Raw genomic sequence first — 24,402 nt, 5'->3', positions numbered from 1 at the left:
CCGCCGACTGAGGAAAAGCCCGGCCTCGCGCCGGGCTTTTTTTTGCCTTTTCGCCAGGCCCCGGCCCGGCCCACGCATACACCGATGGCCATGACCGACTTCCGCACGCTCCCGCTCAAGCCCGCCCTGCTCGCCAGCCTGGACACGCACAGCTATGCCGCGATGACCCCGGTGCAGGCGCAGAGCCTGCCGCCGATCCTGGCCGGCCGCGACGTGATCGCCCAGGCACGCACCGGCAGTGGCAAGACCGCCGCGTTCGGTCTCGGCCTGCTGCAGGCGCTGGACACCGACACGATCCGGCTGCAGGCGCTGGTGCTGTGTCCTACCCGCGAACTGGCCGACCAGGTCAGCAAGGCGATCCGCCGGCTCGCCGCGGCCATGCCCAATGTGAAGCTGCTGACCCTGTGCGGTGGCATGCCGCTCGGCCCCCAGCTGGCCTCGCTCACCCACGACCCGCATATCGTCGTCGGCACGCCGGGTCGCGTGCAGGAGCACCTCAAGCGCGGCAGCCTGCACGGCGGCGGCATCAGGGTGCTGGTGCTGGACGAGGCCGATCGCATGCTCGACATGGGCTTCGGCGACGCCATCGACGATATCGTGGGGCGCATCGCCAGGCATCATCAGACGCTGCTGTTCTCCGCCACCTACCCTGAGGCGATCCGCGCGGCCAGCCGACGGCTGCAGACCGCACCGGTGGAGGTCACGGTGGAAACGCCGGTCGAAGCTGTGCCCACTATCGAGCAGCAGTTCATCGAGGTGGAACCGGCGCACAAGATCGACGCGCTGGCCCAGCTGCTGGCCGCTGACCGCGGCCAGCACGCGCTGGTGTTCTGCAACATGCGCAAGGACGTCGACGCGGTGGCGCAGGAGCTGGACCGCCGCGGCTTCTCCGCGCTCGCCCTGCATGGCGACATGGAACAGCGCGACCGCGACGAGGTGCTGGTGCGTTTCGCCAACCACAGCTGCAGCGTGCTGGTGGCCACCGACGTCGCTGCTCGCGGACTGGACATCGCGGGGCTACCGCAGGTGATCAGCTACGACATCGCCCACGACCCGGACACGCACACCCACCGCATCGGCCGCACCGGACGCGCCGGACAGAACGGTATTGCCGTGACGCTCTGCACGCCGCGCGAACGCTCCAAGGCGGGGAACATCGAGCAGGCCCTCGGCGGGCCGCTGCCCTGGCGGCCGCTCAAGCTGGCTCCGCCGCGAGGCAAGACCCTGCACCTGGCCCCCATGAAGACCCTCGTGATCGACGCGGGCCGCCAGGACAAACTGCGCCCCGGCGACATTCTCGGCGCACTGACCGGCGAAGCCGGCCTGTCGGCCGCCGACATCGGCAAGATCGATGTGTTCGCCACCCGCGCGTACGTCGCCATTGCCCGCGCGCAGGCGAACCTGGCGCTGGAGCGCCTGCGCAGCGGCCGCATCAAGGGTCGCAACTTCCGGGTGCGCACGCTGGGCTGAACGCCCTGGCCGGCGAATCGGGCCAGCACGCTCGCCGGCGTCGACCCGCCTGCAGGCGCCAGCGCGGACGGGCGCGCCCGGGCCGCTCAACGCTTGCGCGGCGCCGAACCTTTGCCCGTGGGATCCGGCTTCTCCGGCTGCATGCCGGGATGACCCGGATCGCGTTTGAAGTGGTCCGAGCGGGAGTAGCTGAGCGTCGCAGGGCTCGCAGCCTCCTTGTCGCGCCTGGCCTTCGGCTTGGCAACGGGCGAGCTGGCGTAAACGGAATGGACGTCCGCGAGGGACAGGGGTTTGGCGGGTGACTTCATCCTGGCGTCCGGTTCGGCGTGTGGATGGGAGATCCCGAGAGGAACGCTCGAGGGCGGGTGCGCGATCGGCTTTCGCCAGGCACGCGAGGGTCGCCGTGGATGCGGGCAACCGGTGATGCACTTTCGGCGCATCGGGACCGCATCGGACCGATACGGCGATCCGATGACTATACACGCCCGGCCATCGGTCCCGAATCAGCGGCCAAGCGCGTCTTCGCCGCCATCGGCGATGCGGATGACCAGACAGCCGCCCCGGCTTACGAAGACTTCCTCTCCCGTGGCGACCAGGGCGCCGCATTCCAGCACGCGTGGTAGAACACTTTGAGCTTGGCGTAGACGCCCCACGGATGAATCGCGAAGCCGTCACGGAATGCGGCACTGCGACCATCGACCCAGGCCCCGATGGAACCGGCAAACAGCAGATCGACCAGCCCGGACGGCGGGTAGTCGCGGCGGATCACCAGCGTGTCGCCCTCCGCACTGACACCGTCGTTCGACGGCAACACGGTGCGACCATCCAGCTGCAGGTACGAGCGCGCCCCCCGCTCCACGATCCGTCGTGCGCGCCGTGAGCCCACTTCCTCGTACGCGGCCACTTCGGTGCGACCGGGGCGGCAGGTGACGGTGAGCCGGTGCTCGCCCTTGCGGTCCACCTGGCGCAGATCGATCGAGGGCGTCGGCGAGGCGATGTCGTACGTCGCCGTGGGCGGCAACCGGCCGTTGTTCACCGCGCCGGTATTCTCGAGCCCGGCCGCATCGAGCCAGGCCATCGCAGCGGAAGCCGAGTCGCCCCTGGCCAGGAGACCGGATGAGTCGATCCGCATCGATCGCAGGTAGGCATGGAATCGCGGACTGCCCGCCTCCGCACGGGTGAAACCGAGGCGGTCGCTGCCACTCGGCGCCCAACGGTACAGTCCGCCGAAGAACGCATAGGCGCAGGCATCGACGCACGTCGCCGCGCGGCTATGCCCAGCACCCGGCCAGGTCTTGCGCGGGCCGCCGAGGTGGGTGGCCATGCCGCCGTTGCGGATCATCCGCCCCAGGGCCATGCCGGTGTCGACATCGCCCTCGCTCGAGCTCAGATAGACGTCCGAACCGGGCGAGATGCGCCCCGCACGCACCAGTTGCTCGAAACGCCTCGCGGCACCGGAGTCGATGCGACCGTAAAGATAGACCTGCGGGTGCCCGGCCACGGCGAGCGTGAGGTGATCGCGGATCACCCGGATGCGTAGCTCGCTTCCTTTTGCGTGGGCAACACTGGCGATGCCGAACAGCGCAACCAGCATCGCCATCAGGTACTGCAAGCGCCTGCCAAACACGCCAGGACGCACGACAGCCGGCCGCTTCACCCCACCCAGAACCATGATCGATCCGCTCGCTGCAAACTTCGCAATGTGGTCGATCGCGCGTGTCCTGCGCATGAACATTCCCCGCACGCCGCACCCCGTCGCCTTCCGCGGCATCAGCGCCAGCCGCCGGGCGCTCAGCGGGTCGGCACCTGCCAGCGGCTGCGGCCCGACGGAATCATGCGTGTGGGCGGATGTGCGGCATCGGCACCCGCCTGCCGCCAGTCCAGTTCGAACGGCGCGCCATGGTTGTCCACCTCCAGCACAGCCGCTGTGCCTTTCCGCCGCCATGCCAGGTCGACGAGGCGGTCGCCCACGCGCACCCCCTGCACCGACAGGCTCTGCCAGGCCAGGGGCGGCTGGGGAGCAAACACCAGCCGGTGTGACAAGGCGTCGATCTGCAGGCCGAGCATGCCGCGGATGGCGGCCGAGAGAAACGCCGCGGACGACCAGGTCTGCTCCGGCACCGACTCGCGCTGCGGCTCGAAGCTTTCGCCCGACTGCACCTCGTGCATGTGCCCTGGCGCGTCCTGCGCCGCCCACGGCACCAGCCGCAGCCACAACGCCGCCGCCTGCCGGGGGCGACCCGCCCGCCACATCTGCTCGGCCGCCGCCGCCGAGCCAAGTCCCCAGACACTGCCGCGCGAGTAGGCCTGCGGATCGTAGTCCGGAGCATTCGACGGCTTGCTGCGAAGGCCCCAGGTCGTGAGGTAATCCGACGACGCCAGCCGGTCGAACGTCGCAGCCGCCTCCGCCGGAGTGGCAGCGCCACTGCCGATCGCCGCGAGATCCGCTCCGCTGAAGGGCTCGCCCGCCTTGCCATCGTGCCGGAAGCCGCTGATCCAGCGTTGATGCACGTCGTCCCGGTAGCGCTTGCGGATCGACGCCCGCGCCCGATCGCGATCTGCCTCCGCCGCATGCGCCAGCCGCGGATCGCCCATCGAGCGTGCCATCGATGCCATCGCGTCGGCGGCCTCGAGCCAGGACGCCGAGAGCGTGAGCTCGTCGGTCAGCCGATCCTGTTCGTTGGCGCTCATCTTGTCGGCGGGCACCCGCGGCAGGCCATCGCCGGCGTCGATGGTCGAGAGGCAATAGCGCCAGGTGGCCATCACCTGCGGCCAGTGCCGACGAAGGAATGCCTCGTCGCCGCTGGCCCGTACGTATGCGGCCAGCACCGGAAGGAAGTCGAACGCGATATCCACATGCACGTACATGAACGGGTAGTCGCGCGTCCAATGCAGGAATCCGGCGCTCTGCGACAGCTCGTGCCACAGCATGCCGCTGTCCGGATCCTGGTAGCGCAGGATGAATGCAAGTTCCTCGGACGCCCGCTCGAAGTCGCCCTCCTGCACCAGTGCCCGCGTGGCGACCAGCCCATCACCGGCGAAGTACCACGCATACTGCGGCCGGCGCGCGCCATGCGAGGGACCGTAGCCGGCCACCACGCCGCAGCCCAGCCGGGCATTGCAGCTCCATGCCTGCTCCAGCGCGACCTGCGCCCAGCGCAGCGCGCGGTTGGCGTCGGCATCCGGCGTGGTGATGCGCATGTGCAGCGCGTCGTCGAAGCGCACCACATCCGACGCCAGCGGCGCATCCGGGGCCGCCAGCAGTGCCGATGCGGTGGCGTGGACCTCCTCGCCGGTTTCGCTCTGTCCGGCGAACACCAGCGTCGCGCAACGGGCATCGCCGCATGCCGTCGGATCCATCTCCAGGAAGAGCGGGCGCCCGAAGGTGCTGCCGCGGCGATCGTTGTTCGGCTCGCTGTGCGCGTCGGCTTCGGGCGACGCGACCAGCGCGGCGAAATGCCGACTGGGTTCCTTGAACAACAATCCATGCGCCGACGCGTCCCAACCGAACTCCTGCCCCCCGATGCCTGCCGGCCACATCAGGTTGAGCGAGGGCTCGAAGCGAGCGCGCACGCGCAGCTTCGGATCGCCCTCCACGCGCAGGCGCACCCGCACGCCAGGCAGCATGCCGCGCGTCTCGATCCGCTCGGACACATGGAACCCTTCGCCGCGATAGTCGCGCACGAAACCCAGGGGATCGACGCGGGCCGAATCCAGTACGTCGATGCCACGGATCACGCGGCCGTCGCCCCGCACGAATTCCAGGGTGTAGCCCGAGGCTATCTGCAGCGGAAAACTCCATACTTCCAGGCCGTCCTCGCTGTAGCCGCCGGCGAAGGCGCGCAGGCCATGCGCGGCGAGGTAGCGGTCGTGGCGGGGTTGCTGCACTGTCCATGCCGGCAGCTCGCCTGCGCCGGCCTCCCCGGCCAGTGCCGGCATCGCCGATCCGGGCAGGCCGATCATGGCGAGCAGAAGTACGGCAAGACTGCGCTTGGGCATCGTCCCCTCCGGTGGCTGCGGAGGATCATTCTGCCTGCTGCCGCCATGACCGGGGAGCCGCTCATACGGGCCGGGGCAGGAACGCCCTGACCCGCCATCACGGCCAGGGATCTGCGCCTCATTCGCGCAGGCTCACCGTCTGGCTCTTCCACACCGCGTCTTCGTGGCGATAGAACAGGCTCAGCGAAGACGGCTTGTCGGCCTGCCGGGTGGCCATCAGGGTGTCCATGTCGAGCACCTCGAAGCGGTGGACGAAGCGCCCGTCGACCCGCGCCTCACGCGCGGCCAGCATCAGGCGGCCTCCCGGTACCCAGCCGGCAAATTCGATGTAGCCGAGCCGCGGATCGTCATCCGCCGGCGGCACCACGTCGACCGCCCATTGCTGGCCGACCCGGTGGAACAGCCACAGTTCGCACCAGCTGGCCATCGGTTGCACCGCCAGCGCCAGCGCCGTGCCACGTGGATTGGCACGGGCCGAACTCGCCCAGACCGTCCCGTAGGTGCAGCGCTGCAGCAGCGGCGAACTCGCGGGATGCTTTCGATCGACCAGCTTGATGCAGGTCTCGCCGGGGCGCCCCGGCGCCGTGACGACGTGCAGCCCCGGGCCGGGCTCGAGTGCCGGCTCGGCCGCCCACCGCGAAGCACCCACGCGCATCGCCGCATCGTTGTAGGCGGCGCGATCGCGCTCGACCAGTGAGTGGGTATCGACGGCGGCCAGTTCATCCAGTGCCCGCGAAGCGGCCGGTCGGGCAGGCTTCTGGCGACGCGAGCGCTCGAAGGCGACCTGCGCCCATACCGACGCCATGCGCATGTGCAGGCGATTCAGGACATAGCGCGGCAGGCCGTCGTGCGGCACGCGTTCGAGCAGGTCGGCGCGCCAGGTGTCCAGGGCGTCCCGTTGCACCGGCGTGAGCGCCGGGTCGATGCAGCCCGGATCGGTCAGCTCCAGCGCCGCGGTGGCCTTCTGCATGGCCGTGGCCGGCAGCGCCATAACGCGCCGGAAGGCCTCGCCGTCGTAGCACAGCGTCATGCGGCCGTCGTGATCGATGCTGTGGATCACCACGCCATAGTCCGCCACCACCTCCAACTGCCCGGACAGGCGTTGCTCGGCGGACTTGTCCCGGTTCGTCGACGCCTGCCGCGCCAGTCGCGCGGCCATTACACCCAGCGCATCGAACGGCTCGGCACCGATCGCCTTGCCCGGCGCGGCTTTCAGGTAGGCCGCCGTGTAGGCGATGCCCAATGCCTCGCTGCCCGGCATGTCGCGCAGGAAGCGCACGACCGACAGCAGCGCCGGCGCGTCGTCGGCGCCCGTGGGGAGCAGGTGCACCTGGCTCGCGCGCACGAAGCCGGCGCGCTCGATGCGATGGTCGTATACCTGCAGGTAGTCCAGCGTGCGCCCGCGCACCTCCAGGCTCTCGCCTTGCCACAGCAGCGCATGCCGAGCGGATGAGTCGCTCGCCTGGGCCCTGAGGGCAATGCCGTCCCGGGTGACCACCGCCAGCGGATATCCGGACGGCGCGGACTGCGCGTGGGCCAGGCCCACGCACAGCAGCAGAGCCATCCACGGCAGCGCCCTCATGGCGCGTTGCCCGCGGCCGCGACAGCCTTGCGCGGCGCACCGTCGATCAGCGCCTGGCCGATGAATCCGCCGGTGGCCGGCGGTGGCGCGATGATCACCGAGATCTTGTCCGACAGCTTGTCGGCCAAGGTCTTCTGGATGAGCAGCGGGTGCTTGTCGATCAGGCCGCCGTCGCGCTCGAGCTGCTCGCTGTTGGCCTTGCCGATCTGCTCCAGGCGGTAGGCATCGGCATCGGCCAGCTTGCGTCGTGAATCGGCCTCGCCGGCCGCCTCGATCCGCCGTGCCTCGGCGTCACCTTTGGCGGCACGGATGCGCGCGGCGCTCTCCGCTTCGGCTTCCAGTTCGCGCTGTTCGATCTGCTTGCGCTTGAACGGCAGCACATGCTTCATCGCCTCTTCCTGACCCTTGGCCGCGATCACCTGCTCGTCGGCCGCCGCCTCGGCAGCGGTATCGCGTTGGGCCTTCTCGGCCTCGGCCTGCAGCTTGGACTCCTGCACCTGCTTGGCCTTCAGTTCCAGCGTGTACTGCATCTGCTCGGTTTCCAGTTCGGTCGCCAGCACCTTGTTCATGCCGTCGCGGTAGTCCGGCGGCAGGTCGACGTTGCCCATCATCACGTTGCGCAGGACGATGCCGTCGGCCGCCAGCATCGGCTTGAGCTCGCTCTCGATCACGCCCTGGATCTCCTGGCGCCTGGTCGAGAAGATCTCGCGCACGGTGTAGCGCGTGAACACCTTGTAGATCACTCCCTGCACCAGCGGCTCGACCAGGTCGTGGCCGATGTGGTCCGGCAGGGATTTCGCCACCTTCGGCAGTGTGGCCGGATCCACCGCGTAGCGGATCGCCAGCTCGACGCCGATCGACAACCCCTCCGAGGACTGGAACGGCGCGGCGCCATTGGCCTTGGCACTACGCTCGGGGCGGTAGATCTGATCCTGCAGCGGGAACGTGCGCAGGCTGTGGATGCCCGGGATCATCAGGCACACGCCCTCGCCCACCTCGGTCACCGAACCGGTCCATGCATTGAGACGGATGCCGACCTGCTGCGGCCCGATGGTCTCGATCGGCGGATGCCGGTACAGCTCGTACCCGCCCAGTGCGATCAGGGCCAGCACCAGCACCTTGCGATTGAGCACGCGCGCCGCCGCGCCCCTGAACCAGTTCGAATGGTCTGCCATCTCATTCCCTCCCTGTGTCGTGTCGGTCGAATCGATCCGCCTGCTGGCCCGACGTGCGTCCTGCGCCGGAGTCGCTGGACGCATGCGTGCCGTCGGCTCGCGCCCAGTAGGCCTCGCAGCGCGGCGGCGGGCAGGTCCGGGATACGGCGGGCCGGAGACCGGATATGGCAGCGAGCGGGCAGGCTCGGGACCGGAGCCGGACCCCGGGCTGACGTCCGTCGGCGGCCCCACGGCCGACAGGGAATCCGCAGACCGTGTCGATCCGCCGGAGCGTGATTCGTCGGGAAGAGGAAGACGTCTCTCGTTCCGTCCGCACAGGAGAACACCCATGCAAAGCAAGAACACCCTCTGCCTCTGGTACGACGGCACCGCACTGGAGGCGGCCAACTTCTATGCCGAGACGTTTCCGGACAGTGCAGTGCATGCCGTGCACCGGGCACCGGGCGACTACCCGGCGGGCAAACAGGGCGACGTGCTGACGGTTGAGTTCACGGTGATGGGCATCCCCTGCCTGGGCCTCAACGGTGGGCCCGGGCATCCGCACTCCGAGGCGTTCTCGTTCCAGGTGGCCACGGACGACCAGGCCGAGACCGACCGCCTGTGGAACGCCATCGTCGGCCACGGCGGCCAGCCCAGCGCCTGCGGCTGGTGCAAGGACCGGTGGGGCCTGTCGTGGCAGATCACACCGCGCGCCCTCACCGAAGCGATCGCCGACCCCGACCCCGCCGCGGCCAGACGCGCGTTCGAGGCAATGATGACGATGGGCAAGATCGACATCGCGGCGATCGAGGCGGCACGGCGAGGGTGATGCCGGCGTCACCGCATCGACGAGCACCGAGGGCAGCCATGCGGGCTCCCCGTCCAGCGCACCCGCCATCCGTTGAAGCGGTCAATCGGTTACAGATGCCGTGCTGGCAAAAAGAAAGGGCGGCCAGGCCGCCCTCCCCTCGTCCAGCCGGCGCGATCAGTTGATCAGCTTGGACTCGTCTACGCCTTTCTGTCCTTGCTGGGCATCCACCTGATGCAGGGCCGAGCGGGCAGAAAACATGCCCATCTTCACTTCCTGCCAAACGTAGTAGATCTTGCCCGCAAGCATGTCGATGGTAAGCGTGGCGTCTTTCTCGGTCTTCGACGTGATGGTGTGCTGACCGGGCGGCAGCTCCTTGCGGACGTAAGTGTGGGCGGCGGTATCGCCCACGCTCACGCCGTCAACCAGCAGCGGCATCTTGATGGCTGCCCCCATGGTCTCGTTGCGGTAGATGTAGAGGACTGCGTTGTCGGGCGACGGCGTAAACGTCTTGGCCTGGGCATCGGCAGACGTACTGGCCATGGGCACACTGGCGCAGCCGCCCATCATCAGAGCCATCGACATCACGCCAAAAGCGATCAATTTGCGAAACATGAATTTCCCCCTGTGTGGATGCATCCCACCCACCGGGATTCATGGTTCCAGAGCGCCATGAGCACGCTGCCTCCATGCAAAGCCCGCCGGGCGAGAACGATACCGTCCCGATTTCCCCTGACGGCCACACGATCCTACTCAAGCGGCCACGCGGCCACCAGACTCCCGGGAGCACCCTCGACGGCGCCTCCCAGTCTCCGAGGAAGAACCGCCGCCCCGTGGCACGCCCGCCCCGCCAACCACCCCGAACCGACACCCGCCGTGTGATGGCGGACGACGGGTACACTCCGGTCTGAAGGCTGCTTTCGGCCACGATTCACGCGCGCCATACGCTCATGCACCTGGACATCATCGACCACCCCGAAGATCCCGCCCTGGGCACCTTCTACGCAGCCTATCGCCTTGCCTTCGTGCTGCCCAACGAGACCGAGGAGCTGACAGGTTTCCAGGCCTGCCTGGCACTCAACCACGGCGAGGCACACGCACGGCTTCGGGCCGAATACGGACCGTTCCGCGAAGTCTGCATCATTGCCCGCGATACTCCCGGCGGCACGATGGTGGGAGGCGCCAACCTCATCGCCCTGCGCCACGATCTCGCGGGACAGACCATGCTCACCGCCAACCTCAACTACATCTTCGTGCCCGCGCCGGCGCGAGGCCGGGGATGGTTCCCGCAATTGCTGCAGGCGGTGACCGCGGCAGTGCCCGACTTGCTTCGGATTCCATCGATCGACGCGGCGGCGGCACTGGTCTTCATCGAGCAGAACGACCCCTTGCGCATGGAGCCGGACGACTACGCCAGCGAGAGCGCGCATTCCGGCATCGACCAGTTCGACCGACTTCGCATATGGGCGGCACGCAACGCGCGCGTGGTCGATTTCCCGTACGTGCAGCCAGCCCTGTCGCGCGACCAGTCCGCGGACGACGGACTGGTGTATTCGGTGATCGGCGCATCCGGTCCGATGCTCGACAGCTGCCTGCTCGCCAGCCATCTTCGGGGGTTCTTTGGCATCTCCGTACTCAAGGGTGCCTCCCTCGTGGACGATGCCAGCGTCACGGCCCAGTTGGACGCGCTCGCACAGGCCTGTCGGCAACGTGTGCCGATTCCGCTGCTCGATCCGAGCCACGCCCTGAAGACCCTGGATGCCGATGCCGAACGCGCCCTGGTGCAGGCCGGTCCGGGCTCGCTCCGCGACTGGCTCCGTGCGCATCAGTCGTCGAACGTCGCGTAGTGGGCGGCCACCAGCGTGGGCAGTTGGCATGCGGCGTAATCGTGGTGGCCGGGCCGGCCGTCGAAATGATCGAACTGCAGAATATTTTCCTCCAGCAGCCGGCGGCCGTTCGGGTCGCCGCGCTCCGCGGACTGCCGCAGCGCCTGTTTGATCAGTTCGCGCATGCTCGGTCCGCCGCCCCATTCGGGATGGGCCAGCGGATAGCCGCAGCCCGGTTCGTCGATGGCGCAGGCAAATGCGAAGCGGTGGCGGAACTCTCCCGGCGGATGACCTTCCACCAGCCGCGAGAATGCGGCGACGGTCTTGGCGGCGAGCTGCCGCTTGCCGAAGGCGCAACTCTCGCGATCGGCCAGGTTGCCGTGCTCGAAGAACGGCACGAAATCCTTCCAGCGCTGCGAGGACTTGCCGAGGATTTCGCTGAGCGGGCGCCAGGCATCGCCGGCACGACCGAGCAACACGAAACCGACCCACAGATACGCGGAGTAGTAGCGTGACGGCATGGCGGCATCATCCAGGGCAATGCGCCCATAACGGCGCTCCTCGCGCTTCAGGCTACCCTTGATGGAGGCCTCGGACTCGATGCCCGAGATGAACAGCACCGGCCGCTCGTCCTGCCCACCACCCCAACTCGCGCGGGCAGCCTTGGGCAAGGCGTTCACGCGGCGACCGTCTTCGCTGTGCAGGCTGCCGGACAGACGCAGCTGCCCCAGCACGTTGGCGGGAACGGCCATCGCCTCCAGCGGCCGCGATTGTGCATCGTTCTCGCCGTTACTTCGACAGGCGCGGTCGTAATCGACCTCGGCATGCGCCAGCTTATGTAGTTGTGCGGCGATGGCAGCGGCCTCGCCCACCACCTCGATACTGTTGTTCTCGTCGCCGAAGCCGTACTGCAGTAAGCGGTAGCGGGCATCCCACTGGCGGCATCCACAGATCGGAATACTCGGCCCCCAGAGCAGCCAGCAGTTGTAGATGAACATCTGAATCTGGCGCAGGTCCAGCGATGCCTCGCCCATTGCGATCCCCTCGTAATCCATCGCATCGCGATCGAACGCACGCAGGATCGGCCCCCACTTGTCGTTGAACTCCACCAGCAGCCCGGTCAACAGATGCAGCGGCGCGATGAAGCCGGACGACACCTCGACGGCGCACAGGAAATGGTCGCGATACCCCTCCTCGATACCTTCGCCGCGCAGGATATCGAAGTAGCGCTGGACTTCCGCCATGCGCGCATTGATCTGCGCCGGGTTGTCGAGATAGATCGTCCAGTCACCCTCCTTGGCGACAAACCGGCGCATCTGCGCGCGCCACTGTCGCAGGCGCGCATGATGGGCGCGCCTGGCCAGCCGACGGCCGCGCCGACCTCTCTCCGGGGCGAACTCCGGAACACCGCGGTCGGGATGATCGTCGGGCAGCGGCCAACGAAAGTCCGGCATGGGATCGAACAACTCGTGCTCCATGCGCAGGCGCGTTCGGCGAACCAGCGTGCGTCGGTCGCGTTTGGTCAGCGCCCCGTCCGTGAAAGCCAACAGCAGCAGCGACGCCAGCACTGAATGCATCCCGGCTCCGGCACCTCCACGGCGCAAACCGCGCACCAGCCGGTAGCAGTGACCAAAGTCGAGTATCGACAGGCGGGCGATCACCAGCAATGAGAACACCGCCAATGCAAGGCTGAGCAGCCCCGGCCACTTCGCGGCTTCACCAGAAATCGCGTCCAGGACGACGAGCAAGTCTTCGCGCATGGCTCCCCCCTTGCGCCGGACATCTAGCGGGCTAGTGGCTATCGCACCCCGACTGACCCGCCCAGCCCGCTGTGCGGTCCGCTTCCGGTACTCGTCCGCGCTCGCTCTCGATGTCGATCCGATCAAGCGTACTCAGCGGACAGCGTGCACTGTCCGAGATGTGTGGCCAGACTGCAACATCGGCCATGGCGTCAGTGAGCAGGCCAGATCGCGCGACCCGGGGAAGCGCCGCCCATGCCCGCAGACCCGCTCACCATTCTGCGGATCCGCCCCGGCGGGCGGTCCAACCCGGCAGGTGGCCACTTTTCGGGCCACGTCCGATGGCCGGGCTCGACTAACCCCTTATGGCTTTCCCGGCTGGTCGACGGACTTGTCGCCCTCGCGCCCGGATTGCTTCTTCGACTGTTTCTGGTCTTTCTGCTTCTTCTTGGCGATTTCGCGCTGCCGCTTTTCGAACGCATAGTTGATCTTGGCCAATGTGCTGGTCCTTTGGGTCCTGGGAGGGGAAAAAAGAGAGCGATCTCGATGTAACGGTGCGCTTGCCCGGTCGTGCGTAACGGTGGGCTAGCGTCGGTATCGGAGCAGGCGACCGCGGAAGGGAGGAGCATCGTTGTCGTCCATCGCGCAGCGCACTTCGTTCAGGGCAAAGCCCTGTGCTGCAAGCATGCGATTGAAGTGCTCGCAGTGTGCGCGTCCGGGGTCGGTCAACAACACCTCCGCCTGCCGATCGGCGTGCCGTTCCACCAACCCGGCCAGCAGCCATGCCTGGTCGCGCTCGTAAAGCACGTCGCTGGCGATGATCAGGTCAAAGCGGCCAAGCGACGGCAGCGGCACGTCCCAGCGCAACGCCCGATAGTGCAAGGCCGGCAACGCATTCAGGGCCGCGTTGTAGGCGAGAAACGGCTCGGTCAACGGGTGCATGTCCGAAGCCACGACATTGGCGCCACGCCTCTGCAGCACCAGACTGGCCAATCCGATGCCGCAGCCGAGTTCGAGAATGCGCCGGCCGGCGATGTCCTCCCGTAGCATGGCCTGGGCAAGCAGACGTCCGGACGGCCAGATCTGGCCGAACAGACTCCACTGTGCCGATGAGATACCCAGCCGCCGGGCGTGGCCGTCCGGATCCGTGAATTGCTGCTTGTCGCTGAGTACGCGCAGCCGATAGGTGAGTCCTCCGACATACACCTTTTCGCTGCGGGTGGAATAACCTGGCATCGACTCTCCGGGAGCGTCATCCCGCAGGCCGCGGGCCACACATGAAAAAGAAGCGTGGCGTGCGGGCGCGGAGCGGCCGGGCGGAACGCGCGGGAAGATGCAGGTTGCAGGCATGCATCGTACACCCTCAGGGCGACCACGACCGCCATGGCCTTCGCCGTCGTGGGGCACCGCACGCCCATGCTGCTCGGATCGCATGCCCAAGCATGCGGTCCGAGCCAAGGGGCTGTTCCGACATCCTGCGCTGCACCATGTACCGGCACCGGCCCACCGGCCGGGCATGAGCGGGAGGCCCCCGACGGAGGCGCGCCCGGCACACGAGCCGACGGGATACCTGCCGGCGTCAGCGCTTGCCGAACCTCGACAACTTGCCCAAGGGGTCCGGCTTTGCCGGCTGCATTCCCGGATGCCCGGCGTCCCGCTTGAAATGCTCCGATCGCTTGTAGCTGGCCAGCGGGGACTTGGCGGCTTCGCCCTGTTTCGTGGGCGAACTTCCGTAGATGTCGTGGATGTCGGTGAGTGACAACGGTTTCAACGGTGACTTCATGATGGCGTCCCGGTCGGGAAGATGGAAAGGCGATCCCGAGAGGAACACTCGAGGGCAAGAATCACACCCGGCCACGCCGGATATGCGTTACGACATCTGCGACGCAAGAGCGTCCACGAGTTTTTTCAGGGCATCGGAGCCATGGCTCAGGGCGACGACAAAGCTTCCGTATGCCTCGGGATGCTCATCGATGGCCTGGTAAAGGCGGCACCATTGCGTGGCATCGATGCCCTCCCCTCTGGCGGCAGCACCGATGTCGCCGGACAGCAGTGCGTCGAGGCGAACAATGGCCTGCTTCGCGGAAAAAGACACCGGCGGGCCAAACGCGGCCGCTTCGAGCACGGGCCGCGCAGTGAGTTTGCACCAGTCGACCAGAAAACTGTGTTGGAGCATCAATGCCTCGACCCATGTACGGGATTACGGCCGGCACCTGCCGGTGATGCTGACTGGTCCACCATACATCCCCCCGCGTTAATCAACTATCGGGATCGCCAAAGGGTGACCTGGACGACGTGCAACGCCCGTGCCGCCTGCGGGATGCAAGCGGCATGTGCAACCGGCAGGACCGCCCGGGACCGGACGCTCCGCAGGGAGTCCCTGCGCGCTCGAATACGCCGAGCCCTTCGGGCTGGACCTCGACGCGCCGCTGGCTGCAAGCAGGACGCAAGCACCCTTCAAACGCCAAAACGGCGTGCTTCCCGAAAGAGCGGGATGTTGCCCGCGCCCCACCCCCGACCGCACCGCGCTGGTATCCACGATGCGAGGAACACCCGCAGGCCTTGCGGCAACGACTGCGCAACATGTCGTCCGACGACCTTTCTGCCGCCGCACCCGCCCCAAGCCGCCGCGTGCACCGGGACGCGACGACCTCCGCGCAACAGCCGAGGCCCCGCAGCCATCCGTCCCGGCGCTCTGGTCGCTGCGCTCCGGGGTGTGAGCCTGCCTTCGACCTGCTGTTTCGGCACCCGAGAGCTCACACCGACAGCGATGGCGACAGCGTGCCGACCAGGATCTCCGCCAGCCGGGCCACGGCCGCAGGCGGCTCTGTCTCGGCGCGATGCAGTGCCAGTCCCAGCATCGGCAACGCGGGCAGGCCAGCCTCCTTCGCGGTCAACGCGCGCACGCCCGCCGGCAGGCCCAGCGGCGTGCGTACGCTCACCCCCAGCCCCGCCGTGACCGCCGCCCATGTGCCGGCAAGGCTGGCGCTGGTGAACGCGATCCGCCAGGCGATGCCGGCGCGGTCCAGGGCATCGATGGCGGCGCGCCGCACCAGGCAGGGTGCATCGAGCACCACCAGCGGCAGCGCCTCGCCGCGCCGGCGCAGCTTCGAAGGGCGCGCATCTGCCGAGCCGACCCAGCGCATCGGCAGCCGCGCCATGCGCTCGACGTGCGGGCTGGTCTCCTCGCCCTCCCATGCCAGTACCAGGTCGAGCTTTCCGTGGTTCACCCCGTGAAGCAGTTCGGCATTGCGCGCGATGCGCGCCTCGATGCGCAGCTTCGGGTGAGCACGCGCAAAGCGGCCCAGCACCGCCGGCAGCAGGGTCTCGCCGAAATCCTCCTGCAGGCCGAGCCGCACGCGGCCTTCCAGCTCCACCCCGCGCACCGCGGCGGCGGCCTCGTCGTTGAGCTCCAGCAGTCGCCGCGCATAGCCGAGCATCACCTCGCCCGTCTCGGTGAGCGCCATGCCACGCCCCGCCTTGCGCAGCAACGGTCGGCCCGCCTGTTCCTCCAGCCGCTTCAGCTGCGCGCTGACCGCCGAGGTGGATCGACTGAGCCGCTCCGCGGCCTTGGCGAAGCTGCCCAGCTCCACGCCCTGCACGAAGCTGCGCAGGACATCCGGATCGAAGGAGACGCGGTTCATCTGACCATCCCGTTTTTATGGATTCAATGTTCCAGAAATTCCGATTTTAGGGATCATCCTGCGGCGGTACGTTACGCGGCGTCAACCCACATCCGACGAGGCCGCACGATGCCGCAAGATCCCCACTACGCCCGCAAGGCCATCGGCGACATCGCCCCCAAACTGGCCGAGCTCACCGACGAGGTGCTGTTCGGCGATATCTGGGCACGCCCCGGGCTCGCCCCACGCGAACGCAGCATCGCCACGGTCGCCGCGCTGATCGCGCTCAACCGCGCTGAGCAGCTGCCGTTCCACCTGCGCCGCGCGCGGGACAACGGCCTCACCGATGAAGAGCTCGTCGAGCTGACCACCCACCTGGCCTTCTACGGCGGCTGGCCGGTCGCCATGTCCGCCCTCGCCGTGCTGCGCCAGCTCGACGACAGCCACTGAGGACGCCGCCATGCTCGCGATGCAGTACGAGATCACCCTGCCCGCCGACTACGACATGGCGGTCATCCGCCGCCGGATCGCCGAGAAGGGTCACCTGCTCGACGGCTTTCCCGGCCTCGGATTCAAGGCCTGGCTCTACTCGATGTCCGACGATCCGGTGCTGCCGGGCGGCACCAACCGCTACGCCCCCTTCTACCTGTGGCACGACGGCGAAGGCATGAACGACTTCCTGGGCGGAGCCGGCTTTGCCCCGCTGGCGCGGGACTTCGGACGCCCCGTCGTGCAGGCGTGGTCGGTCTGGCAGGCGCTGTCGTCGGGCGACCTGTCCACGGCGGTCTGCGCCAGCCGCGAGATCGTCCCCATCCCCGAGGACGCATGGATGGAACGTTGGCGGGAGCGCGAGAGCGACATGGCCCATGCGGCCGTGACCGGAGGAGCGCTGGCCGCCGTGACCGCATTCGAGCCCACCCGCTGGACGCTGGTGCGCTTCCGCCTGTGGCCCGACTTCCGCGCCGGGCTCACCGACAACGCATGCCGCCTCTACCGCGTCGGCCACGTCTCGCAAGCCGCGATCGCGCACTGACAACCGCTCGAAGGAGAACCCCCATGCCCCTCGTCCGCATCTCGCTGCGCCGCGGCAAGCCCGCCGCCCATCTCGCCGCCCTGCGCAACGGCGTCTACGAAGCCATGCGCGAGACCTTCGGCGTGCCGGAGGACGACCGCTTCATCCTGGTCCACCAGCACGATCCCGCGGAGTTCGACTGCGATCCGCACTATCTCGGCATCGAGCGCAGCGACGATCTGGTCATCGTGCAGATCGTCTGCAACAACAGCCGCACGGTGGTGCAGAAGCAGGCTTTCTACCGCCGCGTCGCTGAGAAGCTCGCCGCCGACCCCGGGCTGCGTCCGGAAGACGTGTTCATCAACCTGGTGGAAACCGCGCGAGAGAACTGGTCCTTCGGCAACGGCATCGCGCAGTACGCATGAGATGCCGACCTGCGCCCCGCGCGGCGCAGCCCTGCCATCGGTCACGGCATGACTGACGCTACAGGCAGGCCCGCATGCCGGTCGCTAGGGTCTCCCCTTCCCCACTGCCGGAACGAACATGCCCGCCTTGTCCCGACGCACGTCCGCCCTCGTCATCGCCCTGGCTCTCCTGGTCGCCGTGCCCGCTGCCACCGCCGGCAGCGCACCGGGCTGCGAAACGCTCGCGCCGCGTGCCTGTCTGGATACCGCCATCGCCGCGATGGGCGGGCGGGCCCGGCTCGAGTCCGTGTCGCACATCGAATGGCAGGGCATGGGCCACACGCTGCTGATGGAGCAGTCCTATCGACAGGAGCCGTTCCTGGCCTCGTACCAGCGCTACCACGAGTGGCTGGACTTCGCCGGCGCACGCGTGCGCAGCGAGCAGAGGCTGACCTGGCCGCAGGCCGGCGGCACCAGTCCCACCGACATCAGCTCCACCCTGGTGATGACACCCCAGGGGGGCGACTACCGCAGCGGCGAACACAGCCAGCCACTGCCGGTGAATGCCCGAGTCGTTCTGGATGAGCGGCTGCAGATGGAGCCGATGCGCCTGCTGCTCACTGCAGATCACGCCACTCACCTGCGCTACGAAAAGCCGCAGATGCTGCACGGCGTACCGCACACGAGCCTGGCTTTCGACGTGGACGGCCGCACCTGGCAGGTCCTGCTCGATCCGATGACCCATCTACCGGATGCGCTGCAGCGCACACGCACCTTCGACGACTTCTGGTACGCCTGGGGCGACGTCAGCGAGCAGATCGACTACGACAACTGGATCCTGGTCGACGGCATCCACTATCCGAGCACGCGCATCGAGGAGCGCAACGGCAAGGTCTGGCGCTCGACCCAGGTGCTCACGGTAACCATCGATGGAACCACGCCAGCGGGCACCTTCGACACCACCCACACGAGGCCGGACGACGGAACCATCGCCAGTCGCTGGGAGCAGCCGTTCAATGGCAAGCATCCGGTGACGCTGGCGCCGGGCGTGGACCTGTACCCCGGCGCCTGGAACACCGCGCTGATCAGGCAGGACGACGGCATAGTGGTGCTCGAGTCGCCGATCTCGCCGGTCTATACCACGGGCCTGCTCGACCTGGCCAGGCAGCGCTATCCCGATCTCCCGATCAAGGCGGTGCTGACCACCTCCGATTCGTGGCCGCACGCCGCCGGCGTGCGCGAAGCGGTGGCCCGGCACCTGCCGATCTACGCGCTCGACCTCAACCTGCCCCTGCTGCAGCGCCTGGTGGATGCGCCCCACCGGATCCACCCGGACCACCTTCAGCAACAACCCGCCGCTGCCGAGTGGCGCACCGTGTCCGGCCGCACCGTGATCGGCAGCGGCACGCAACGGATCGAGCTTTACCCGCTGCGCGGCGCGGATACGGGCCGCCAGTACATGGTCTATTTCCCGGCATCCAGACTGCTGTACGCGAGCGACACGCTGGTGCTCGATCCAAAGTCCGGCGCGCTGTACCAGCCGGAGCTGATGGCCGAGGTGGCGCAGGCAGTCGACCGCGCGCACCTGGACGTGCGCACGGTGTTCGCCATGCATCAGGGGCCGACGCCCTGGAAACAGGTGCTTGCCCTGCTGAAGTCAGCCAAGCAGGGGCTTGGGGACGGCGCCACGGATTAAGCCGAACGGAGGCAGCCTCACTTCCCTGCGAGGAACAATTGAAGCTGCCCGGTTATCTCATTTTTCGTGGAGTTGTCATGACCAGGACCGTCGCTCTGCTCATGCTCTTCGCTTCCTTCGGTGCCGCCTCTGCGGCCGAAACGCCGCCGCAGAAGGAAGATCTGATGCGTAAGGCCGATCCTGGATTTACCGAAGACACTCACAACATTTACGTGACGACTTGGGGCGAGGGGGGAAATTCCGAAGAGATACGAGGAATGGACTGACTCCCCGATTTCCGCGGTGGAACGTTGCTAACCCTGTCTGCGCTTCCATTTGCGTCATGCGAGGAGCGCGGGAACCAGCGCAACGGAAATGGTCGAGGCCTTGCGTATCGGATTGCTCATTGGCGGTTCGATCACGCTGCCAACGGTAAGAACTGGCTACGAAGAAATAGCGGCACCGGGATCATGATCTGACAGAGGCTTGATCTCGCTGCGATTCCTGGCGGCCAGCAAACGGAGTCCGATTCACTTCGGCAACCGAACGGGGGCCGGCAGGGCGTCACCGTTGGCATGCAGGCCGCGAATCGGCCGGGTCGGCATGCTCCGGCCCGTTATCCGAAGGCCTGGCCCACCATCGATTACCGCCGCTGGCGGGCGAAAAAAGCCGCGATCGCGTGGTCGGCCTGCACCGACCAGATCGCAGCGACGTGGCCCTTGCCCTCCACCGGCACGAAGGTCTTGTCGATGGAGCCGGCCGCGACGAAATCGGCGCGCCCCTCGGCAATGGGAATGACCTCGTCCGCGGTGCCATGCACCACCAGCAGCGGACCGTGGTAGCGCCGCAGCTCCTCGGCATTGAGGATGCCCTCCTTCACGCTGGCGGCCACCTCCACCGGCCGGTGCAGGGCACGGGCGATGACTGCCGGTAGCGCTTCGGCCCCGGCCAGCGGATCGAGCAGCACCAGCCCGGCCACCGACGGCCGGCTCGCCGCCACGTGGCTGGCGAAGATCGAGCCCAGAGACCAGCCCACCACGTATACCGCGCGTCCGCCCGCCTTCTTCGCCGCCAGGTCGTAGATCGCCAGCGCATCGGCACGCGCCTTCGCCAGCGAGATCGTGCCATCGCTGAAGCCGGTGCCGCGGTAATCGAAGGTGATGAGATTGAAACCGAGCGTGGCGTAGAAAAACCCATCGCGAGCCTGCGTCCAGGCATCGCCGATGATTTCGTTGTTGCCGTGGAAGGTGACTACGAATGGCGCATCGGCCACCGGCGAGGGATAGAACCATCCGCGCAGCGCCACGCCATCGGCGGCCTTCAGCATCACGGTCTCGCGCGATGAGTCCTGCGCGGCATCCGCCCACACGCCCGGCGGAAGGCGACGGGCCGGATGAAACAGGCGGGTGTCGTCGAAGTGCAGGGCCGCCGCGGGTGGCGCCGTGTCCGCGGCACGCACCGGCACCATCCCGGGCAAAAAGCCACCGAGGACCATGGTCACGCACGCGGCCCACCGCATGTAGCGCACGACCCGCCACGGATGCCTGTGTTTCGCGGCCGGGGGCGTCGCCATCGCTTCCGCTTTCGCCCTCACGGGGCGACCAGCTGCAAGGTGCCGCCCAGGACCGTGGGACTCCCGTCCGGTATCGCGTCGGGCGCCGAGGCGACCAGGCTCTGGTCCTTCAGCCACGGCAAGGGCCGGCGCTTGCCGGGGAGGTAGGGCTGCCACGTCGCATAGTCGTCGGCGCGTGGCGCCATGCCGTTGTAGTCGAGATGAAAGGCGACCGGGATGCGGACATACCAGTACGGGTCGCCCGCCAGCGCTCCCTTGGTGGGAACCACGAACGTCCAGTGCCGGATCGCCGACTCGCTGGCATGGGCGAACAGGTTGGCAATGCCCCGGCGGCTGTCCCGGGGACAGTCCATGGTGAAGTTCACCTGTTCGGCGCCGGCATCCAGCACGTGCCCGTCGCGGCCCACGCGCGCCAGAACGTACACCGTCGCGGACGTGCCCACGCTGATCGCATCGCGCGGATAGGACGGCGCCGGCATGAACTTCCGCAGGATCTGCTCGCCATCAGCCGCCCCGTACTCGGTGAAGTCCATGCCCTCCACCTCGATCGAAAACTTCGTCCGCTCCACCGGCCTGGCCACGATGCGCAGGCTCATCCGGGCACGGGCCACCACCTTGCCGGTCACGTCCACCTTGAACCGCCAGCCTTTCGCGGCCTGGCGGATCACGTCGAGCACCACCGGCGGAATCTTCTCCGGGTGATCCATGGCGACCTCGCGCACGGCGCCATCGGGATTGATCGCCACTGTGCCGGACAGAAGCATGCTGGCCCACGGTCGTGGCGGCACCCCCGCCACGGCCGCCATGCTGAGGCCCAGCAGCATCCAGCACCCGATCCGCACGATCCTCCGCCCCATCGCCTGCTCCCTGTTCCGGTCACCGCCCCGCCTGCGGATTCTGCACGAAGTGGATGTGCACGGGGGAGCGGAAACCAGGGGCCATCGATCGTTGGCCGCGGGTACCTCGCGCGCACGCATCCGTCGCCCACGCCGGCGGCGCTACAATCGCGGACCGATTCACGACATGCCCCGCCCATGCGCAACCCCCTGCAGGATCAACTTCTCAAGGCCGGCCTGGTCAACAAGGCCAGGGTCAACCAGGTGGCGCGCGAGCAGGCCAAGCAGAAGCAGGGCAAGCAGGCTGCGACGACGCCGAGCGCGGAGAGCGTGGACGTCGAGCGCCTGAAGGCGGAGCGCGCCGAACGCGATCGGGCGCTGGCCGCCGAGCGCAACGCGCAGGCCCGCGCCGCCGAGCTGCGTGCCCAGGTGCGGCAGATCATCGACACGCACAAGGTCAGGCGCAGCGGCGAGATCGACTACCGCTTCACCGACGGCAAGGCGATCCGCAGCGTGCTTGTGAACGAAGCCCTGCGCAGCCAGCTCGCCAACGGCACGCTGGTGATCGCGCGGCTCGACCAGGGCTACGAACTGATCCCCCGCACCGCAGCCGAGAAGATCTACGAGCGCGATGCCGACGCCATCGTCCTCGATCACGGCCGCAGCACATCCGAGGCGCCGGCCAGCGAGGACGATGCCTACTACGCCCGGTTCCAGGTACCGGACGACCTGATCTGGTAGGTCCCCGCGTCGGGAGCGGAACGCCGGGACCGGACTCGACGCTTCACAGCAGGCGCCATGGGACAGCGCGCCCTGCCCGCTGCCTTTCTCTCCAACATGCAGAACCCCATCGCCTTTCCCGCGACGGTCCCGACACGCGGCGCGATGCCGGCGTGCTGGACGCGATGGAGTCCGGCCGACGCGCTGGGCCCATCGTCCTGGCGGGGCCGAACGGGCTCGGGTTCGCCGCTCTCATCCGACAAGTCGGCCCCGGTGCCGGGTGGATCCGGGGCCCCGGCCGGGGAGCGCCCTCTCATGCGGCCATGGAGCACGAATTTCCTGGCTTCCGATCGCCTCCCGGAAAAGGCTTTCGCCCCACCATGGAGAGCCCATCCACCCGTCCGACCCAGCGGGTCAGATCCGCCGGAGGCCGGAGCGCCGAATCTGGTGCCCGTTCCGACCCGCGGCGCCTGTCGATTTCCTTCCGCCCCGTTCGTCGGTTCAAAGAAGCGGCGATCCTGCCGCGGCATCCATCCAAAGGAAAATGGCATGAGCAAGCTGATCTTCATCAACCTGCCGGTGAAGGACCTGGAGCGGTCGAAGGCGTTCTACGAGGCGGTGGGCGCGGGCAACAACCCCGCCTTCAGCGACGATACCGCCGCGTGCATGGTGTTCTCGGACACGATTCACGCGATGCTTCTCAGCCACGGGAAGTGGCGCCAGTTCACCAGCAAGCCGATCGTCGATGCGCACGCGAACGCACAGGTGCTGCTATGCCTGTCGGCAGACAGCCGCGACGAGGTATCCCGCCTGGTCGCCAGGGCCAGCAGCGCCGGCGGCAAGGCGGATCCCACGCCCGTGCAGGACTACGGCTTCATGTACGGACGCAGCTTCGAGGATCCCGATGGTCATATCTGGGAAGTGATGTGGATGGATCCCAGCGCCATCCCCCCGCACGCCTGAGCGACGCCATGGTCACCACCATGACTGCGGCCTATTTCGCGGAAGTGGTCCGGGGCGTGCCCGATGCCGTGCGTCGCGTGATCGACTTCTACGGCGGCGCCGGCGCGTTCGAGGCCCTGCCGGCCCGCGCACGCAACTACGTCGTCGCCACCACCGGGGTCAACGTGCGCGACTGGACCTCGGGCACGCCCTTCGAGCCACCGGTCGAGACGCTGCAATCCCTTCGCCTGCCCACCACCATCGTGCGCGGCGCGACCAGCCATCCGGCCATGCTGCGCATCGCCGGGCTCCTGCATGAACTCGTCCCCGGCTCGACGATGGTGACGATCGGCGACGGCAGCCACTTTCTTCCGACCTCGCACCCGGCCGAGATCGCCGAACTGATCCGGCAGCGGGTGCGGGCGAAGCCGGGCGACGGAGCCTGACGGAGCCGCGACCGGACATGGCGCCGGCTTACCGGCGTGACGCTCAAGGCGTCTGCTTTGCAAGGCCCCTTTCGTGCGCGCATGCATCCCGCCAGCGCCTCAGCCGGAAAGGAAGAATCGCCCGCATGGACATGCTCGGCCAGCTCAGCCACATCGCCCTGACCGTTCGGGACCCTGCACGCACCGCGGCCCTGTTCAGCGGGATATTCAATGCGAGAGCCGTTCGTCGTCAGGACGAGGACGGGCACGACGAGACTTTCGTGCGGCTCGGCGAGGTCCGGTTCGTGTGGGTCAAGGCCGATGTGGAGCGCCCGCTGACCGGCGACCACGTCGCGTTCCTGGTTTCGCCGTCCACCCTGTACCGGGTCGCGGATCGGCTCATTGCCATCGGGCACCAATACCAATGGGCGAGATCGGACACGGCCCTGTATTTTTCCGACTTCGACAACCATGTCTTCGAACTGGACAACGTCGGCGTGGAGTGCGACTAGCGACCTGCCGCGGCACTCGGCGCGGATCGGCTTGCACCTGTCCGGATGAATTCATCGGCCCGCAACAGCAGACGGCGGACGAGCCGGTTTTTTCGAGCCGCC

The 24,402-nt window shown here is 67.9% G+C and carries 26 protein-coding genes; 12 read left to right on the top strand and 14 right to left on the bottom strand.

What is annotated here, in order from left to right; genetic code table 11:
• The first annotated feature begins 90 nt into the window (after positions 1-90).
• Entirely contained in the window at positions 91-1,470 is a 1,380-nt protein-coding gene (gene dbpA / locus NC595_RS17290) for an ATP-dependent RNA helicase DbpA (RefSeq protein WP_253568560.1), read from the top strand.
• Between the two features lie 86 nt (positions 1,471-1,556).
• Here dbpA and NC595_RS17285 read toward each other — a convergent pair whose 3' ends face one another.
• The 5 genes from NC595_RS17285 to NC595_RS17265 all read right to left on the bottom strand — a co-directional run bounded on the left by NC595_RS17285 (position 1,557) and on the right by NC595_RS17265 (position 8,226).
• Positions 1,557-1,778: a hypothetical protein gene (locus NC595_RS17285; RefSeq protein WP_253568559.1), complete on the bottom strand. Its 222-nt coding sequence runs from the start codon at positions 1,776-1,778 to the stop codon at positions 1,557-1,559.
• Between the two features lie 257 nt (positions 1,779-2,035).
• Positions 2,036-3,241 (bottom strand): hypothetical protein, encoded by a 1,206-nt coding sequence (locus tag NC595_RS17280; protein ID WP_253568558.1) that lies wholly within the window; start codon positions 3,239-3,241, stop codon positions 2,036-2,038.
• A gap of 20 nt (positions 3,242-3,261) precedes the next feature.
• On the bottom strand, positions 3,262-5,469 hold the full coding sequence (locus tag NC595_RS17275; protein ID WP_253568557.1) for an amylo-alpha-1,6-glucosidase: 2,208 nt from the start codon (positions 5,467-5,469) through the stop codon (positions 3,262-3,264).
• A 118-nt stretch (positions 5,470-5,587) separates the two neighbouring features.
• Positions 5,588-7,051: a hypothetical protein gene (locus NC595_RS17270; RefSeq protein ID WP_253568556.1), complete on the bottom strand. Its 1,464-nt coding sequence runs from the start codon at positions 7,049-7,051 to the stop codon at positions 5,588-5,590.
• Positions 7,048-8,226, bottom strand: coding sequence for an SPFH domain-containing protein (locus tag NC595_RS17265; protein ID WP_253568555.1), 1,179 nt, complete (start codon positions 8,224-8,226; stop codon positions 7,048-7,050). The genes NC595_RS17270 and NC595_RS17265 overlap by 4 nt, the downstream gene beginning before the upstream one ends.
• 328 nt (positions 8,227-8,554) lie before the next feature.
• Between NC595_RS17265 and NC595_RS17260 the strand changes: the two genes are divergently transcribed.
• Entirely contained in the window at positions 8,555-9,034 is a 480-nt protein-coding gene (locus NC595_RS17260; RefSeq protein WP_253568554.1) for a VOC family protein, read from the top strand.
• A gap of 156 nt (positions 9,035-9,190) precedes the next feature.
• On the opposite strand, the gene NC595_RS17255 is transcribed toward NC595_RS17260, so the two are convergent.
• On the bottom strand, positions 9,191-9,628 hold the full coding sequence (locus tag NC595_RS17255) for a DUF2846 domain-containing protein (RefSeq protein ID WP_063670191.1): 438 nt from the start codon (positions 9,626-9,628) through the stop codon (positions 9,191-9,193).
• Positions 9,629-9,963: 335 nt separating this feature from the next.
• Here NC595_RS17255 and NC595_RS17250 point away from each other — a divergent pair, with 335 nt between their 5' ends.
• Positions 9,964-10,860, top strand: coding sequence for a hypothetical protein (locus NC595_RS17250; RefSeq protein WP_253568553.1), 897 nt, complete (start codon positions 9,964-9,966; stop codon positions 10,858-10,860).
• Here NC595_RS17250 and NC595_RS17245 read toward each other — a convergent pair.
• The 6 genes from NC595_RS17245 to NC595_RS17225 form a co-directional block, all read right to left on the bottom strand.
• Positions 10,839-12,599: a hypothetical protein gene (locus NC595_RS17245; RefSeq protein ID WP_253568552.1), complete on the bottom strand. Its 1,761-nt coding sequence runs from the start codon at positions 12,597-12,599 to the stop codon at positions 10,839-10,841. The two genes, NC595_RS17250 and NC595_RS17245, sit on opposite strands and share 22 nt — an antisense overlap.
• Positions 12,600-12,941: 342 nt before the next feature.
• Positions 12,942-13,076, bottom strand: coding sequence for a hypothetical protein (locus NC595_RS20405; protein ID WP_256489521.1), 135 nt, complete (start codon positions 13,074-13,076; stop codon positions 12,942-12,944).
• A gap of 87 nt (positions 13,077-13,163) precedes the next feature.
• Positions 13,164-13,814 (bottom strand): class I SAM-dependent methyltransferase, encoded by a 651-nt coding sequence (locus NC595_RS17240; RefSeq protein WP_253568912.1) that lies wholly within the window; start codon positions 13,812-13,814, stop codon positions 13,164-13,166.
• 343 nt (positions 13,815-14,157) lie between these two features.
• Positions 14,158-14,361 (bottom strand): hypothetical protein, encoded by a 204-nt coding sequence (locus NC595_RS17235; protein ID WP_253568551.1) that lies wholly within the window; start codon positions 14,359-14,361, stop codon positions 14,158-14,160.
• A gap of 87 nt (positions 14,362-14,448) precedes the next feature.
• The gene (locus NC595_RS17230) at positions 14,449-14,754 is read right to left on the bottom strand and encodes a hypothetical protein (RefSeq protein WP_253568550.1); all 306 of its coding nucleotides are present in this window, start codon (positions 14,752-14,754) and stop codon (positions 14,449-14,451) included.
• Positions 14,755-15,334: 580 nt separating this feature from the next.
• A complete protein-coding gene (locus NC595_RS17225) occupies positions 15,335-16,222 on the bottom strand; it encodes a LysR substrate-binding domain-containing protein (RefSeq protein ID WP_253568549.1) in 888 nt (295 codons plus the stop codon).
• A gap of 108 nt (positions 16,223-16,330) precedes the next feature.
• On the opposite strand from NC595_RS17225, the gene NC595_RS17220 reads away from it, so the two are divergent.
• From NC595_RS17220 to NC595_RS17200, 5 genes are all read left to right on the top strand, one after another.
• A complete protein-coding gene (locus NC595_RS17220) occupies positions 16,331-16,651 on the top strand; it encodes a carboxymuconolactone decarboxylase family protein (RefSeq protein WP_253568548.1) in 321 nt (106 codons plus the stop codon).
• Positions 16,652-16,661: 10 nt separating this feature from the next.
• Positions 16,662-17,234, top strand: a complete 573-nt coding sequence (locus NC595_RS17215; RefSeq protein WP_253568547.1) for a DUF4865 family protein — start codon at positions 16,662-16,664, stop codon at positions 17,232-17,234.
• A gap of 23 nt (positions 17,235-17,257) precedes the next feature.
• Positions 17,258-17,638, top strand: coding sequence for a tautomerase family protein (locus NC595_RS17210; protein ID WP_253568546.1), 381 nt, complete (start codon positions 17,258-17,260; stop codon positions 17,636-17,638).
• Positions 17,639-17,756: 118 nt separating this feature from the next.
• Positions 17,757-19,313 carry an MBL fold metallo-hydrolase gene (locus NC595_RS17205; protein ID WP_253568545.1) on the top strand — a complete coding sequence of 519 codons (1,557 nt, stop codon included), beginning with the start codon at positions 17,757-17,759 and terminating at the stop codon, positions 19,311-19,313.
• A gap of 77 nt (positions 19,314-19,390) precedes the next feature.
• The gene (locus NC595_RS17200; RefSeq protein WP_253568544.1) at positions 19,391-19,579 is read left to right on the top strand and encodes a hypothetical protein; all 189 of its coding nucleotides are present in this window, start codon (positions 19,391-19,393) and stop codon (positions 19,577-19,579) included.
• 356 nt (positions 19,580-19,935) lie between these two features.
• Here the strand turns inward: NC595_RS17200 and NC595_RS17195 are convergent, their stop codons facing one another.
• Positions 19,936-20,787, bottom strand: coding sequence for an alpha/beta hydrolase (locus tag NC595_RS17195; RefSeq protein WP_253568911.1), 852 nt, complete (start codon positions 20,785-20,787; stop codon positions 19,936-19,938).
• Between the two features lie 95 nt (positions 20,788-20,882).
• Entirely contained in the window at positions 20,883-21,722 is an 840-nt protein-coding gene (locus NC595_RS17190) for an energy transducer TonB (protein WP_253568543.1), read from the bottom strand.
• A 177-nt stretch (positions 21,723-21,899) separates the two neighbouring features.
• On the opposite strand from NC595_RS17190, the gene NC595_RS17185 reads away from it, so the two are divergent.
• The 4 genes from NC595_RS17185 to NC595_RS17170 all read left to right on the top strand — a co-directional run bounded on the left by NC595_RS17185 (position 21,900) and on the right by NC595_RS17170 (position 24,300).
• Positions 21,900-22,442, top strand: a complete 543-nt coding sequence (locus NC595_RS17185) for a DUF2058 domain-containing protein (RefSeq protein WP_253568542.1) — start codon at positions 21,900-21,902, stop codon at positions 22,440-22,442.
• Positions 22,443-22,970: 528 nt separating this feature from the next.
• Positions 22,971-23,384 (top strand): VOC family protein, encoded by a 414-nt coding sequence (locus tag NC595_RS17180; protein ID WP_253568541.1) that lies wholly within the window; start codon positions 22,971-22,973, stop codon positions 23,382-23,384.
• Positions 23,385-23,392: 8 nt separating this feature from the next.
• A complete protein-coding gene (locus tag NC595_RS17175) occupies positions 23,393-23,809 on the top strand; it encodes an alpha/beta fold hydrolase (RefSeq protein ID WP_253568540.1) in 417 nt (138 codons plus the stop codon).
• Positions 23,810-23,934: 125 nt separating this feature from the next.
• Positions 23,935-24,300: a VOC family protein gene (locus NC595_RS17170; protein ID WP_253568539.1), complete on the top strand. Its 366-nt coding sequence runs from the start codon at positions 23,935-23,937 to the stop codon at positions 24,298-24,300.
• The last annotated feature ends 102 nt before the right edge of the window (positions 24,301-24,402 follow it).

It is taken from the genome of Dyella lutea, from assembly GCF_024158035.1.
In the GTDB taxonomy this organism is placed as follows: Bacteria; Pseudomonadota; Gammaproteobacteria; order Xanthomonadales; family Rhodanobacteraceae; genus Dyella_A; species Dyella_A lutea.
The sequence above is the reverse complement of the archived record's forward strand: the minus strand, read 5'-3'. Positions and strand labels throughout refer to the sequence as shown.

Coding starts and splice junctions, on each gene's coding strand:
- dbpA (WP_253568560.1), top strand. CDS start 91: ATGACCGACTTCCGCACGCTCCCGCTCAAGCCCGCCCTGCTCGCCAGC.
- NC595_RS17285 (WP_253568559.1), bottom strand. CDS start 1,778: ATGAAGTCACCCGCCAAACCCCTGTCCCTCGCGGACGTCCATTCCGTT.
- NC595_RS17280 (WP_253568558.1), bottom strand. CDS start 3,241: ATGCCGCGGAAGGCGACGGGGTGCGGCGTGCGGGGAATGTTCATGCGC.
- NC595_RS17275 (WP_253568557.1), bottom strand. CDS start 5,469: ATGCCCAAGCGCAGTCTTGCCGTACTTCTGCTCGCCATGATCGGCCTG.
- NC595_RS17270 (WP_253568556.1), bottom strand. CDS start 7,051: ATGAGGGCGCTGCCGTGGATGGCTCTGCTGCTGTGCGTGGGCCTGGCC.
- NC595_RS17265 (WP_253568555.1), bottom strand. CDS start 8,226: ATGGCAGACCATTCGAACTGGTTCAGGGGCGCGGCGGCGCGCGTGCTC.
- NC595_RS17260 (WP_253568554.1), top strand. CDS start 8,555: ATGCAAAGCAAGAACACCCTCTGCCTCTGGTACGACGGCACCGCACTG.
- NC595_RS17255 (WP_063670191.1), bottom strand. CDS start 9,628: ATGTTTCGCAAATTGATCGCTTTTGGCGTGATGTCGATGGCTCTGATG.
- NC595_RS17250 (WP_253568553.1), top strand. CDS start 9,964: ATGCACCTGGACATCATCGACCACCCCGAAGATCCCGCCCTGGGCACC.
- NC595_RS17245 (WP_253568552.1), bottom strand. CDS start 12,599: ATGCGCGAAGACTTGCTCGTCGTCCTGGACGCGATTTCTGGTGAAGCC.
- NC595_RS17240 (WP_253568912.1), bottom strand. CDS start 13,814: ATGCCAGGTTATTCCACCCGCAGCGAAAAGGTGTATGTCGGAGGACTC.
- NC595_RS17235 (WP_253568551.1), bottom strand. CDS start 14,361: ATGAAGTCACCGTTGAAACCGTTGTCACTCACCGACATCCACGACATC.
- NC595_RS17230 (WP_253568550.1), bottom strand. CDS start 14,754: ATGCTCCAACACAGTTTTCTGGTCGACTGGTGCAAACTCACTGCGCGG.
- NC595_RS17225 (WP_253568549.1), bottom strand. CDS start 16,222: ATGAACCGCGTCTCCTTCGATCCGGATGTCCTGCGCAGCTTCGTGCAG.
- NC595_RS17220 (WP_253568548.1), top strand. CDS start 16,331: ATGCCGCAAGATCCCCACTACGCCCGCAAGGCCATCGGCGACATCGCC.
- NC595_RS17215 (WP_253568547.1), top strand. CDS start 16,662: ATGCTCGCGATGCAGTACGAGATCACCCTGCCCGCCGACTACGACATG.
- NC595_RS17210 (WP_253568546.1), top strand. CDS start 17,258: ATGCCCCTCGTCCGCATCTCGCTGCGCCGCGGCAAGCCCGCCGCCCAT.
- NC595_RS17205 (WP_253568545.1), top strand. CDS start 17,757: ATGCCCGCCTTGTCCCGACGCACGTCCGCCCTCGTCATCGCCCTGGCT.
- NC595_RS17200 (WP_253568544.1), top strand. CDS start 19,391: ATGACCAGGACCGTCGCTCTGCTCATGCTCTTCGCTTCCTTCGGTGCC.
- NC595_RS17195 (WP_253568911.1), bottom strand. CDS start 20,787: ATGGTCCTCGGTGGCTTTTTGCCCGGGATGGTGCCGGTGCGTGCCGCG.
- NC595_RS17190 (WP_253568543.1), bottom strand. CDS start 21,722: ATGGGGCGGAGGATCGTGCGGATCGGGTGCTGGATGCTGCTGGGCCTC.
- NC595_RS17185 (WP_253568542.1), top strand. CDS start 21,900: ATGCGCAACCCCCTGCAGGATCAACTTCTCAAGGCCGGCCTGGTCAAC.
- NC595_RS17180 (WP_253568541.1), top strand. CDS start 22,971: ATGAGCAAGCTGATCTTCATCAACCTGCCGGTGAAGGACCTGGAGCGG.
- NC595_RS17175 (WP_253568540.1), top strand. CDS start 23,393: ATGGTCACCACCATGACTGCGGCCTATTTCGCGGAAGTGGTCCGGGGC.
- NC595_RS17170 (WP_253568539.1), top strand. CDS start 23,935: ATGGACATGCTCGGCCAGCTCAGCCACATCGCCCTGACCGTTCGGGAC.